The 12,265-nt window shown below is 46.0% G+C and carries 11 protein-coding genes; 8 read left to right on the top strand and 3 right to left on the bottom strand.

All coding sequences use genetic code 11. From position 1 onward, the window contains the following. Positions 1–299 precede the first annotated feature (299 nt). Both ACZ5NB_RS06300 and ACZ5NB_RS06305 read left to right on the top strand, forming a co-directional pair. Positions 300–3,263, top strand: coding sequence for a TonB-dependent receptor plug domain-containing protein (locus ACZ5NB_RS06300; RefSeq protein ID WP_464107885.1), 2,964 nt, complete (start codon positions 300–302; stop codon positions 3,261–3,263). 147 nt (positions 3,264–3,410) lie between these two features. Beyond that, entirely contained in the window at positions 3,411–4,586 is a 1,176-nt protein-coding gene (locus tag ACZ5NB_RS06305) for a pyridoxal-phosphate-dependent aminotransferase family protein (protein ID WP_460232183.1), read from the top strand. Positions 4,587–4,773: 187 nt separating this feature from the next. Here the strand turns inward: ACZ5NB_RS06305 and ACZ5NB_RS06310 are convergent, their stop codons facing one another. Further along, positions 4,774–4,974: a (2Fe-2S)-binding protein gene (locus tag ACZ5NB_RS06310; RefSeq protein ID WP_460232184.1), complete on the bottom strand. Its 201-nt coding sequence runs from the start codon at positions 4,972–4,974 to the stop codon at positions 4,774–4,776. Positions 4,975–5,338: 364 nt separating this feature from the next. On the opposite strand from ACZ5NB_RS06310, the gene ACZ5NB_RS06315 reads away from it, so the two are divergent. Further along, the gene (locus ACZ5NB_RS06315) at positions 5,339–5,941 is read left to right on the top strand and encodes a peroxiredoxin (protein ID WP_460232185.1); all 603 of its coding nucleotides are present in this window, start codon (positions 5,339–5,341) and stop codon (positions 5,939–5,941) included. A 91-nt stretch (positions 5,942–6,032) separates the two neighbouring features. Here the strand turns inward: ACZ5NB_RS06315 and ACZ5NB_RS06320 are convergent, their stop codons facing one another. Then, positions 6,033–6,776, bottom strand: coding sequence for a ChrR family anti-sigma-E factor (locus tag ACZ5NB_RS06320; RefSeq protein ID WP_460232186.1), 744 nt, complete (start codon positions 6,774–6,776; stop codon positions 6,033–6,035). A gap of 4 nt (positions 6,777–6,780) precedes the next feature. After that, entirely contained in the window at positions 6,781–7,368 is a 588-nt protein-coding gene (locus ACZ5NB_RS06325) for a sigma-70 family RNA polymerase sigma factor (protein WP_460232187.1), read from the bottom strand. A gap of 206 nt (positions 7,369–7,574) precedes the next feature. Here ACZ5NB_RS06325 and ACZ5NB_RS06330 point away from each other — a divergent pair, with 206 nt between their 5' ends. From ACZ5NB_RS06330 to ACZ5NB_RS06350, 5 genes are read left to right on the top strand one after another with little or no spacing between them, the layout of a single operon-like run. Continuing rightward, on the top strand, positions 7,575–8,006 hold the full coding sequence (locus ACZ5NB_RS06330) for a nuclear transport factor 2 family protein (protein ID WP_460232188.1): 432 nt from the start codon (positions 7,575–7,577) through the stop codon (positions 8,004–8,006). A 2-nt stretch (positions 8,007–8,008) separates the two neighbouring features. Next, positions 8,009–8,803, top strand: a complete 795-nt coding sequence (locus tag ACZ5NB_RS06335; RefSeq protein WP_460232189.1) for an SDR family NAD(P)-dependent oxidoreductase — start codon at positions 8,009–8,011, stop codon at positions 8,801–8,803. Then, complete coding sequence (locus ACZ5NB_RS06340) at positions 8,800–10,107, top strand: NAD(P)/FAD-dependent oxidoreductase (RefSeq protein WP_460232190.1); 1,308 nt, start codon at positions 8,800–8,802, stop codon at positions 10,105–10,107. Before ACZ5NB_RS06335 ends, ACZ5NB_RS06340 begins: the two co-directional genes overlap by 4 nt. Positions 10,108–10,120: 13 nt before the next feature. Further along, positions 10,121–10,966, top strand: a complete 846-nt coding sequence (locus ACZ5NB_RS06345; RefSeq protein WP_460232191.1) for a DUF1365 domain-containing protein — start codon at positions 10,121–10,123, stop codon at positions 10,964–10,966. Between the two features lie 28 nt (positions 10,967–10,994). Next, the gene (locus ACZ5NB_RS06350; protein ID WP_460232192.1) at positions 10,995–12,254 is read left to right on the top strand and encodes a class I SAM-dependent methyltransferase; all 1,260 of its coding nucleotides are present in this window, start codon (positions 10,995–10,997) and stop codon (positions 12,252–12,254) included. Positions 12,255–12,265: the final 11 nt, after the last annotated feature.

Raw genomic sequence — 12,265 nt, forward strand, 5'->3', positions numbered from 1 at the left:
GGTGAGTTGCAGTTGTTTGCGTGTGTTGACGTTAAAGTTGTTTCTCAGGGTTACTAGCACTGGTTGTTGCAATGCAGCCACTGTGTAGTTTGGTAACAGTTTGTTGCAGCATTTTTAGCGAATAATTACCAAAAAACACCCGATTTTTGACCTTTTGGGCGCTAATTGAGCAGCCTCCAGACATTTCGTGTAATTCCACCGATCAAATGAGCGAAGGCATTGACTCTTATTTAAAAAAGAGTAAGGATACCGGCCCAATAATAACTCAATAGCAATCCTATAACGGGGGAAGTTTCAATATGAAGCGAACACCACTCTATATGGCGTTGGCCGGTCTGGCCGTATCAGGCGCCTCTTCATTAACATTCGCACAGGATAGCGGACAGGTGATCGAAGAAGTGATCGTCACCGGTTCTTACATTCCTGGCTCGCCAGAAGATGCTGCGGTACCCGTTGATGTGGTCACCTCAGAAGAAATGGCGAAAATCGGTTCTCCAGATATGTTGGAGTTCATCAAAAACCAACCAGTGAGTTCTGGTGTGCTTGGTTCTTCAAACCGATTCGATGGTAAAGCACAGGGCGCTAATGGCGCGGGTACTATTAACCTTCGCGGTTTAGGGCCTCAACGTACGTTGGTTTTGGTTAACGGTAAGCGCGTAGCCAATAACCCAGACACTGATTCTGTTGATACTAACTTGTTGCCACTTGCTGCAATGGGTCGAGTTGAAATTTTGAAAGACGGTGCGGCCGTTCTTTACGGTTCTGACGCTGTTGCTGGTGTTGTTAACTTCATCACCAAGACTGACCTTGATGGCTTTGAACTAGGCTTGGATCATCAGTTTGTAGATGGTTCTGATGGAAACACTAACCTGAAAGCAAACTGGGGTTGGGTTGGCGACAACCAAAATTTCTTGTTGAGTTTGGGTTACCAGACTAAAAGCGAGCTTGACAATTCTGAGCGCGATTGGGCGCTAAAGAGCTTCGAAGAGAACCCTCGAGGTGGTTGGTCAGGCGGTGGTAGCCCAGGTGGATTTATCACTGACATTAACGGTGGTCTCGTTGGACCCTCAGCTACAAACCCTCTTGGTATTGTCCCGTTAATTGATGGCGGTTGTAATGATTTTGTGGCTAATGCTTCGCAAATTACCAGCGGTGTGCCTCGTTGTCGTTTTCAATACACAGCGCTTGACAATTTGGTTGATCCATTAGATCGCTACCAAGCTCATGCTGAATACAACCTAACTTTCGGTCCGGATATTGATTTCCATATTGAGGGAACTTATTCCAAAACTGAAACAGAGTTCAATACTTCGCCTTCTTATCTAGCGACCCAAAGCCCTACCGCTAGTAGCTTCTTTGGTATGTTTTATATTCCGAAGAATGACGCGACTTATGGCACTCACCCTGCGTTCGCTGCATGGGAAGCTGCCTATCCCTCAGTTGCTCCATTTACTACAAATGGTGTTACACAAGCTGTCTTAACATTTCGACCATATGGTTGGGGCGGAAACCCTCTTCAGGGTAACGATGCTACCGTTGACGATCGCTCGTACGAGCAATTTAGATTTGCTACCGGCTTTAGTGGCTTGATTGGTGACTCTATCGGTTGGGATGTTAGCTTGTCCTACTCCGAGGTTGAGGGGCATCGAATTGGCCATGATACAGTGGTAAACCACTATCAAGCGGCTCTAGTGGGTCTAGGTGGTCCAAACTGTAATACGCTTACTCCTGGTACTAATGGTTGCTATTACTTCAATCCATTTAGTACTGCCATTGCAGCGAACTCTATTACTGGCGTTGCTAACCCGAACGTAGATAATGCAAATCTGAACAACAACGCTGAGTTGTTAGACTGGATGTTTGCTGAACGTTGGGATACTACCACTAACACTAACCTTACTTTTGACGCTGTATTTAATGGTGACTTAGGGGTTGAGCTGTCTGGCGGTATGATCCAATGGGCTGCGGGTATTCAATACCGTGATAATGAGTATGAGAGAAGCGTTTCTGCCAACCAAAACTTGGATATCAATCCATGTGCTGCTGCAGCTGAAACTCAATATACTCTCAATGAAGCTGGTGCATTTACTACGTGTGCCGCAGCTGGTGAGGCTGTTGATACTGGCATTTTCTTCTTCTTAGGAGGAAGCCGAAACTCTACTCTAGATTCAGATGTGTCTGCAGTTTTTGCTGAGTTTATGTTACCTCTTACTGACACTCTTGAAGCTACAATAGCGTTGCGTCATGAGGCGTATGGTGGTGAAACTGGTAGCACTACTGATCCTAAGGTAGCGCTTCGCTGGCAAGCCACTGATTGGATGGCGTTCCGTACGTCATACAGTTCTACTTTCCGCGCTCCAACTCAAGTGTCGTTGCAGGATGCATCAGGAACTAGCTTGCAGAATATCAATAGTACGTTCCGTGCTATCGATACCTTCGGTGATCCAGAGCTCCAGCCAGAAAAAGCAGATGCATACAACTTGGGTGTGATTTGGACACACGGTGGGCTGAATGCGTCATTGGATTACTGGTTGTTCGATATGACTGAAGCCCTGACTACTGATCCTCTAGGTGGCATGGTTGCAGCTATGTTTGGTGATCCAGCTTCTGCTCTAGACGATAACTGTGGTAATGCTTTATACGCTGGTCTTGAGTCTCGCTTTACCTTCTCTGGCACTTGTGGCATTGACAATATCTCTCGCGTTCGTACCAACAACGTAAACGGATCGGACCGAGAAATTTCAGGTATTGACTGGGCTTTGAGTTACGATTGGGATCTAGCTAACGGTGACGTTATCACTGCCGGTACTGCTGGTAGCTACACTCTTGGGTATGATTTCGAAGACGTGTATGTTGAAGGTATCCTAGTTGAAGAAGGTCGTGATGCAGTTGGTGCTTTGAATGCGCAAACTTCTGCTTACCCTCTGCCTGAGGTTAAAGGTAACATCTATGCGCAATATGCCATGGGTGATGCGAATAACTTCCGCCTTACTGCTCGCATGATCGATGAGTATGTTGATATCCGTCCTAGCTCTATTACAGCTAATGGCGGAAAACAACCTAAAATCGATAGCTGGGTAACTTATGACTTCACCTATCGTTACATTATGTCAACTGATCTTGCTGAAACTGTTTTCAACGTTACCATTGAAAACTTGACCGACGAAGATCCACCCTTTGTTGAGCTTGATCTTAACTACGATCCTTTCACTCACAGTGCATTGGGACGTACTATTAAGTTAGGTGTTACTGCTAACTTCTAATTCAGCCAGTTAGTCAGTTCAACGTTAAAACCCCGCGCTAGCGGGGTTTTTTCGTTTTTGATTTCGGGTGTTCATCAAACTTTCGCAATTCATAAACGCTTTCGTTAAAATCTCGCCCTGAATTTTTACCTTACTTTGGAGTTACCCATGCCGGGACAATTTAATCCTCCTGTTCGAACGTTGATGGGCCCGGGCCCGTCCGACGTCAATCCGCGTATTTTAGAAGCGCTTTCTCGTCCTACTATTGGACATCTAGATCCTGCGTTTATCGACCTGATGGATGATATCAAAGCGTTGTTGCAATACGCGTTTCAAACCAAAAACCAGCTAACGTTGCCGGTTTCAGCGCCGGGTTCTGCCGGAATGGAAGCTTGCTTTGTGAATTTAGTTGAACCGGGTGACACTGTGGTGGTTTGTCAAAACGGTGTATTCGGCGGCAGGATGAAAGAAAATGTAGAGCGCTGCGGCGCTACCGCGATAATGGTTCAGGATGATTGGGGGACCGCTGTCGACGTGTCTAAAGTAGAAGCTGCGCTAAAAGCCAACCCTGGTGCGAAAGCTTTGGCCTTTGTTCACGCGGAAACATCAACAGGTGCTACCTCTGATGCAGCTGCACTATGTGCGTTGGCTCAAAAATACCATTGCCTAAGTATCGTGGATACCGTGACCTCTCTCGGTGGTATTGAGGTCGATGTCGACGGTTGGGGTGCCGATGCGGTTTACTCTGGGACGCAGAAGTGTCTTTCCTGTGTGCCCGGGATCTCCCCGGTCACGTTTAGTGATAAGGCAATCGAAGCCATTAAAGCGCGAAAATCAAAAGTTCAAAGCTGGTTTCTCGATATGGATCTGGTGATGGGTTACTGGGGTGGTGAAAGCAAACGTGCTTACCACCACACAGCGCCAATCAACGCTTTGTACGCACTCCATGAATCCTTGTTGATACTGAAAGAAGAGGGATTGGAAGCCGCTTGGGCTCGCCATGCAATGCACCACAACGCTTTGGCAGCGGGTTTTGAAGCGATGGGGCTGTCGCTGGTGGTTGAGGAGGGCGTTCGCTTACCGCAGCTCAACAGCGTATCCATTCCCGAAGGCGTCGAGGATGCCGCTGTTAGGCAGGCGTTATTAAATGACTACAGTTTAGAAATTGGTGCTGGGTTAGGCGCGCTTGCCGGAAAAGTTTGGCGCATCGGCTTGATGGGCTTTGCCGCCAATAAACGTAACGTGCTGTTATGTCTTGGGGCGTTGGATAGCGTGCTGACTCAGATGGGGGCTAAGATCAATTCTGGTGCCGCCGTTCCGGCCGCTATGGCAGCCTATCGTTAGATTCTGAGGAGCTTATAGGCCACCAATAAAAAACCGCCGAAGGGCGGTTTTTTATTGGTAAAAATGCTTGTGGAGGTCGGTGTGGGCATTTGGTGGGTATGGCGTCGAAAGGCTACGCCGTATCTCAAGTGAATTGCGGCACCCATCTTAATGGTTGGTGTGCTCCCTTTTCTCAGCGCGTGAGAAGTCACACAGCGTAAGAAAGGTCGAAGTCCTGCGGCAAATCGCTATTGCGTTGGTCTAACACCTCTTGAGCAGCGCAAGCACATTGCCCACAGCGGCTGGCTACACCTAACTCTTTGCGCAGTTCTAACAGGCTGCTCGCACCATTGTCAGCAGCTTTATGGATAGCTCGATCTGTGACGCTGTTGCAGATGCATATGTACATCTTTGTTTCCTGTTAACGGTGAGTGATAGTCGAATTGTAGTCAAATGCGAATAATTGTCAATAACGAATGTGTTTTATTGCTATTTAATATTTAATTGCAATTGCATCAGGTTGTCAGGTGTGAATTCATTGCATTTGCCTATCTTAGATTCGACTCTCTTAGATTCGACTATCGCCATTATTAAAAAAATCAATGTGTTACCAGCTATTGGAAGGTGTAGGATAGCGAACATCTATTAAGCCGTGAAACAGCCTAATATTTTATCTATTTGACCGATTTTCGGGCGCCTTGTGTCCGTAGGGTTGTCGCGAGATGCGATCTTGACTCGTGGCGCATTAATACATTAACAATCAGGAGTATGTTATGGGTGTACTAGTTGGTAAGCCGGCCCCAGATTTTACCGTGCCGGCGGTATTAGGAAGTGGTGAAATTGTTGATGAGTTCAACTTGGCCAGCACTATCAAAGGTAAGAAAGCGGTTGTGTTTTTCTATCCTCTGGATTTCACCTTTGTTTGCCCCTCTGAGCTGCTAGCGTTCGATCATCGCTTTGATGAGTTTAAAAAGCGAAATGTAGAAGTCATCGGCGTGTCTATTGATTCTCACTTCTCTCACAATGCATGGCGTAACACTCCAGTGGATCAGGGCGGTATTGGACCAGTTAAATACGCATTGGCTGCGGACATGACTCATGAAATTTCCAAAGCTTATGATGTTGAGTCTCCAGATGGTATGGCTTATCGCGGTTCATTTTTGATTGATGAGGAAGGTGTTGTTCGTCATCAGGTTATTAATGACCTCCCACTTGGTCGCAACATCGACGAGATGATTCGCATGGTTGATGCGTTAGCATTCCACCAAGAGCACGGTGAAGTTTGTCCAGCAGGCTGGAAAGATGGTGACGCGGGTATGGATGCGTCTCCAGCGGGTGTTGCTAAATACCTTAGTGAAAACGCTGACAGCCTGTAAATTTGGCTGATCAATGAAAAACCCGCTACTGGTAACGGTAGCGGGTTTTTTTGTGGGTGGAAAAAAACTTCTCTTGTAACACTGTGTGTTTTTACGGAGTAAAAGCCTTACGAAGAAATGGATTGAAAACACTCCACCATTTACCCGTAAACTGAAGGGGGGCTTCTTGGGCTGTTAGACATATACACTCGGTGTCTTTAGTGGCAACCGGTGTATGCTGCTGATTGGCATCACGTAATAAAAAGTCGCCTTTTTTATAGACTCCAGTTTCGTCCGAGAAGCTGCCTTGTAAAATTACCGTGTACTCGTCGCCTAAATGGCGATGTTTGCCCACTTTTCCTCCGGCTTTAATCTTCAAAAGGCTGACGTTGGTGCCATCGTGATCCTTAAATAAATCAGATGTTTTGACCGATAAGGTAGCCATCTTCCAGCGAATAGATGATAAGCCATCAGGCACTAGCTTTCGAAGTGCTCGGGGCGTTGCACTTTGTTTGCTGGGTGTGAGCTGGTTTCTTGGCGAGGGCTCTGTTTTCGTCAAAGGCTCCGGTGTTTGGGGCGCTAACGCTTGCCCCCCCTCGGTCTGACGATTGGCAATCAGTTCCATGACTCGGGATTTACTACGAGGGTTGATAGAGCTAACACTGTGAGTACTTGATGCGGCAGTGTCTAGCAGAGCGCCGCCAATCGCATTGTTGCGATTGTGTAACGCTCGACACTTAGCACAAAACTCTAAATGTGTGGCGATGCACAAAGCCTGACTGGTGCTACATGATCCAGCCGCATAGCTGACGAGTAGCTCTTGTGAAGGGTGGTGTAGGATTGACTCGTTTGTCATGACGTTAAGACCTCAACATCTTCTCTAACTTTGCTACCGCAAGTCGAACGCGCGACTTGACGGTGCCGAGAGGAACGCCAAGTTCCTCCGCCGCTTGCTGCTGGGTGCGGCCCTGTATGTAAACTTTCTCGAGCACGTCGTGCTGCTCTCTGGGCAATTCCTTGAGCGACTGGTGAACGTTCAAGTCCGACTTATGCTGCTGAATGGCTAAAAATGGATCTGGTGCGGTGTCATATTCGTACCACAAGTCATCCGCTTCAAGGTTTTGATAAAGATGGTTCTTGTTGCGCCTGAAATGATCAATTTGGCAGTTTCGAGTCAGTGTGAACAGCCACGTTGTGACGCTAGCCAGTTTAGGGTTGAACAGATGGCTTTTGTCCCACACCTTAATCATCACTTCTTGCACTAGCTCTTCAGCCAGCAGATTGGCGCCTGGTTGTTTAGCGAGGCAAAAGGCCTTAACGCGCGGCGAAAAATGATCGAAAAAGAGGCTAAAGGCTTCCGCATCGCGTTCGCTGATCCGCGCCAGGATGCTTGTCCAATGTTGGTTGGCAAGCGCCTTTTCTTGATCCTTATCAGATGAATTAGTCATGTGTCGCATATTAGCTGCGCAGTCTCTCTTATCCTAGCGAATAATCGTGCTTGCTAAGTGAGCTTCCATTAAACCACCCACACATCAAGCCACTTGTAGACGGTATACGGTCATAGATGAGGGTTGGATCACTCTATAACGCATGTGATCCGAACCAGGCAGCAGGGCGTAGAAGTGCGACAGAGTATCAAGTTTACGAGGCGCTTATGCCGGAGCAAATGTTCTCAGAATTTAAACAGTTCTATACCCATTTTTCAGACCATGAGTTGGGAAAGTTAGACGTCATTTATGCGAAAGACGTGGTATTCACAGACCCCATCCATTCGATCAAGGGGCGTGCGGCGCTTCACCATTATTTCGCGGATCTATGCGAAAACGTCGAAGAGTGTCGGTTTGAATTTCTAGACGAACTCGTTCTCGACAACGCAGCGTATATCAAGTGGGACATGCACTTTAGCCATCCCAAAATTCAAAAGGGACATCCACTGACGTTACGTGGCGTGACTCAACTGCAATTCGGGAAAGACGGTATAAGTTATCACGAGGACTTTTACGATATGGGGGCAATGCTCTACGAGCATGTTCCGGTGATTGGACGATGTATTCGTTGGTTAAAACGTAACTTGGCGGAGCGCTAGCAATGATTCAAGGACCAACAATGATGCAAGGAGAGGTGATCTGGATCACTGGCGCCTCGAGTGGTATCGGGCAAGCACTTGCCAGGACGTTATCGAGAAGCGGCAATACCATAGTGGCCACTGCCAGGAATAACCAAGCATTAGAGGAACTTGCTGCTCAATCTAGTGGTATCCACGTTCTGACTTGCGATGTTACCGATCAGCAACAGATGCAGGATGCTAAAGACTGGATTGACGCCAAATTTGGTTATATTGACAGAGTAATCATCAATGCTGGAGTGTGCGAATACTTTGATATCGATACCCCTGATTGGGATGCGATGAAAAGGGTAATGGATGTTAATTACTTTGGTGCGGTCAATACAGTTTCCAATGCGCTACCGCTGCTAGAAAAATCCTCCAGTCGATCTCGCCAAATACTGGTAACTTCTTCTCTGGCGAACGTTGTGCCATTCCCCAGAGCGGAGGCTTATGGAGCTTCTAAAGCTGCCGTCCATTATTTTTTTGAGTCTCTTCGAATAGATTTAGCCGAGACGAATATCGCAGTCAGCATTATACAGCCGGGCTTTGTGAAGACGCCTATGACCGACGCCAATGATTTTTCTATGCCTTTTATTGTCTCTACGGAGTCTGCTGTTAAATGCATTGTGAAAGAGATGAAAGAAAAACGACGCTTGATTACCTTTCCCAAGCGTTTTGCCGTATTGCTCTATAGTCTGAGGTGTTTTCCTAAGCTTTGGCACTGGTTAGCAGTAAACAAATTAAGCCGAGAAACACAGAAGGAGCCGGCTAAGTGACAGATTTAAATTCGAAACCGCTCAACGTAGCAATTATCGGGGCCGGTGTATCTGGATTAACCGTTGCTTACCTGCTGCGACAGCATGGGGGTAAAACGGCCTCTGGACAAGACCGGTTCAATATTCGTGTGTTTGAAGAAGACACGAGAATTGGAGGTCATACTGCAACCATCCCGGTTGACGTTAATGGAGAGACGTTGCATGTCGATACCGGATTTATCGTGTATAACGACTGGACCTACCCAAATTTTATTCAATTATTAACTGAGTTAGGTGTTGAAAATCAGCCGACGGATATGACATTCAGTGTTAGTTGCCAGGATACCGGGCTTGAGTATAGTGGTGAGAACCTGAATACGCTGTTCGCGCAAAGAAAGAATTTGTTGAGTTACCAATACTGGGTGATGCTGTCGAACATACTGCGCTTTAACAAGCAAGCCGTTGCTGACCTTGATAACGGCCAAATTGATCCAGGCACAACCTTAGGCGAATATCTTCACAAAAATAACTATTCAGGTTTGTTTACTTCGCATTATCTCGTACCTATGTGCGCTGCAATTTGGTCGGCGTCGCACGATATGGTGATGAAAATGCCGCTACTGTTTTTTGTGAAGTTCTTTAAAAATCACGGCCTATTAAGTGTTAACAATAGGCCTCAGTGGAGAGTCATCAAGGGTGGTTCGTCGCAGTATCTCCGCCCACTAACTCAACAGTTTAGTGATTGTATTGTCACTGCTTCGTCAATAGAGAGCGTGTCGCGTACCGAAGGGAAGGTTAAGATCTTATTCAAAGGCGGCAACGTTGAAACATTTGACCACGTTATTCTGGCTTGCCATAGCGACCAGGCAATTAAGCTCCTACACGATATATCCAAAGAAGAATCAGAAATACTCGCCTCTATTCCGTATAAGGACAATTCGGTTGTTTTGCATACCGATGAATCTATTCTGCCGAACAATAGAAAAACTTGGGCGGCTTGGAACTATCATCTGAGTTCAAAACGTCAAGATGCAGCAATACTCACCTACAATATGAATATATTGCAAGGTTTTGATCAGCCAAAAACTTACTGTGTCACGTTGAACGCTGATGAAAAGATTGACCCCAACCAAGTGATAGGGAAGTTTAATTACGCGCACCCCTCATTTTCTATGGACTCCGTTCTCGCTCAAAGTCGATGGTCTGATATTAATGGGGTCAACAATACGTGGTTTTGCGGTGCATACTGGGGTAACGGATTTCACGAGGACGGTGTAGTAAGCGCGAAGCGAGTAGCTAAGGCGTTGGGTGTAGATTGGAATTAAGTAGAGTGACTTAATGAATAGTAACTTAATGAATAGTGCTGAGATATCGTTGAAGCGTGTGAGTAACAGCGTAAGTGAAGCTAGGCCACTAACGGTCGATGATTCTGGCGTTACCGATTGTTATCAAAGTGCCATCTATAAAGGCACGCTGGAACATTGTCGAGTCAGCCCTAAGAGGCACTATTTTAGTTATCGCGTATTCATGATGTATCTCGATTTGGATGAGATCGATACAATTTTCTCGACGAGTCGACTCTGGTCGAACAAGACGTTTAACCTAAGTTGGATGCGCCGAAAGGACTTTATTGGTAATCCTCAAGAGACGATCTACGACGCGGTGGTGGATGAAATTTTCCGCAGTACAGGGCAGTCGTTTTCCGGGAGTGTTCGCGTTCTAACTAACCTGCGTTACTTTGGTTTTATTATCAACCCAATCTCCTGCTACTACTGTTTTGATCAACAAGAATCACTTCGCTTCATCGTTCTTGAAGTCACCAATACACCGTGGAGAGAAAAATGCAGATACGTGCTTGAATGTGATCCAAGTAATGATGTTCAGCGTAAATCTTTTGAAAAATCAATGCACGTATCTCCCTTTTTCGATATGGATATGGTGTACCGTTGGGTGGGTGGTAAGCCAGGAAGTGAATTGAAAATTGGGTTGTCGAATTGGCAGGGCAAGAAAAGGCAGTTTTATGCAAACTTAAACCTTACACGTGTGCCCATATCGAAAGGGGTGTTGACTAAGCAAATCTTAATGTACCCCCTGATGACCATGAAAGTGTTTGGTGCCATCTATTGGCAGGCGTTGAAACTGCGCATCAAAGGTGTTTCATTTGTCCCTCACCCTGAGCGATAGTTTATAGAGTTTTAATTAGGTGATTAGTATGCAGGTAACCCAAAGTCTTTTAAAACAACCCTCCGTATCAGTGAAGCCGGCTTCGATGAAAGAACGCATCGCGAGGAAAGCGGTATTTAAAGTGTTTGAAAATCTTCGGGTGGGCAGTTTGATTGTTGAGGAAGGTGGTGAGGTTTTTTCGTTTGGGTCCCCGAAGAAAGAGGGAGATCTGGTTGCAAAAATTCAGGTTCGAAATCCTGCTGCTTATTTAAATGTATTGATGCGCGGAACGATTGGATCCGGTGAAAGTTATATGCAGGGTGACTGGACAACTCCTGATCTAACCAATGTGATTCGCATTATGGTATTGAATATGTCTATCGTTGAAAAACTTGATGGCGATATGTCAATAGGATCGAAAGTGTCTAATTGGATTCTGCGGTTAGCGAATATTAATACGTTGACTGGTTCAAAGAAAAACATAGGTGCCCATTACGACTTGGGGAACGATTTTTTTGAACTGTTCTTAGATCAGGAAATGATGTATTCATCTGCGATATATGATGATCAGCACACCTCGCTTGATAAAGCAGCGGTTAATAAGCTGCGTGTTATTTGTGAAAAGTTGAAACTTAACGAAAATGATCATTTGTTGGAAATCGGCACGGGCTGGGGTGGTATGGCTATTTATGCGGCTCAGCACTATGGTTGTCGAGTGACTACCACAACGATTTCTCAACGGCAGTTTGAATATGCTTCTCGCCGAGTCGAGCAGCTCGGATTGTCTGGAAAAATTCAGGTTTTACTGAAAGATTACAGAGAACTCGAAGGCCGTTTTGACAAGATAGTGTCGATAGAAATGATAGAGGCAGTCGGTCATCAGTATTATCAAAGTTATTTCTCGCAGTGTAGTCGTTTGCTGAAAGAAGATGGTTTGATGTTGATTCAGGCCATCACTATTCCCGATCAACGTTATCATGCCGCATTAAAGGCTGTGGACTTTATTCAAAAGTATATTTTCCCTGGCGGCTGTCTTCCCTCGAATGAGGTTATAGCTCAGCATGTGTCGAAGGATACGGATATGCAAATTGTTGGTTTGCATGACATTACCAACGATTACGCGCGCACGTTGAAAGAGTGGCGGCATCGATTTAACAAACGTCTAGCAGAGGTCAAGAATCAAGGCTTTGGTGATGAGTTTGCGCGCATGTGGGAGTTTTATCTGTGTTACTGCGAAGGAGGTTTCGCGGAAAGGGTGATCAGTACAGCACAAATTTTGTTGGCAAAACCGCAAGCTAGAATAGCCTAGTGAGATAGTTC

The sequence above is a fragment of the Aurantivibrio plasticivorans genome, assembly GCF_055392955.1.

Coding starts and splice junctions, on each gene's coding strand:
- ACZ5NB_RS06300 (WP_464107885.1), top strand. CDS start 300: ATGAAGCGAACACCACTCTATATGGCGTTGGCCGGTCTGGCCGTATCA.
- ACZ5NB_RS06305 (WP_460232183.1), top strand. CDS start 3,411: ATGCCGGGACAATTTAATCCTCCTGTTCGAACGTTGATGGGCCCGGGC.
- ACZ5NB_RS06310 (WP_460232184.1), bottom strand. CDS start 4,974: ATGTACATATGCATCTGCAACAGCGTCACAGATCGAGCTATCCATAAA.
- ACZ5NB_RS06315 (WP_460232185.1), top strand. CDS start 5,339: ATGGGTGTACTAGTTGGTAAGCCGGCCCCAGATTTTACCGTGCCGGCG.
- ACZ5NB_RS06320 (WP_460232186.1), bottom strand. CDS start 6,776: ATGACAAACGAGTCAATCCTACACCACCCTTCACAAGAGCTACTCGTC.
- ACZ5NB_RS06325 (WP_460232187.1), bottom strand. CDS start 7,368: ATGACTAATTCATCTGATAAGGATCAAGAAAAGGCGCTTGCCAACCAA.
- ACZ5NB_RS06330 (WP_460232188.1), top strand. CDS start 7,575: ATGCCGGAGCAAATGTTCTCAGAATTTAAACAGTTCTATACCCATTTT.
- ACZ5NB_RS06335 (WP_460232189.1), top strand. CDS start 8,009: ATGATTCAAGGACCAACAATGATGCAAGGAGAGGTGATCTGGATCACT.
- ACZ5NB_RS06345 (WP_460232191.1), top strand. CDS start 10,121: ATGAATAGTAACTTAATGAATAGTGCTGAGATATCGTTGAAGCGTGTG.
- ACZ5NB_RS06350 (WP_460232192.1), top strand. CDS start 10,995: ATGCAGGTAACCCAAAGTCTTTTAAAACAACCCTCCGTATCAGTGAAG.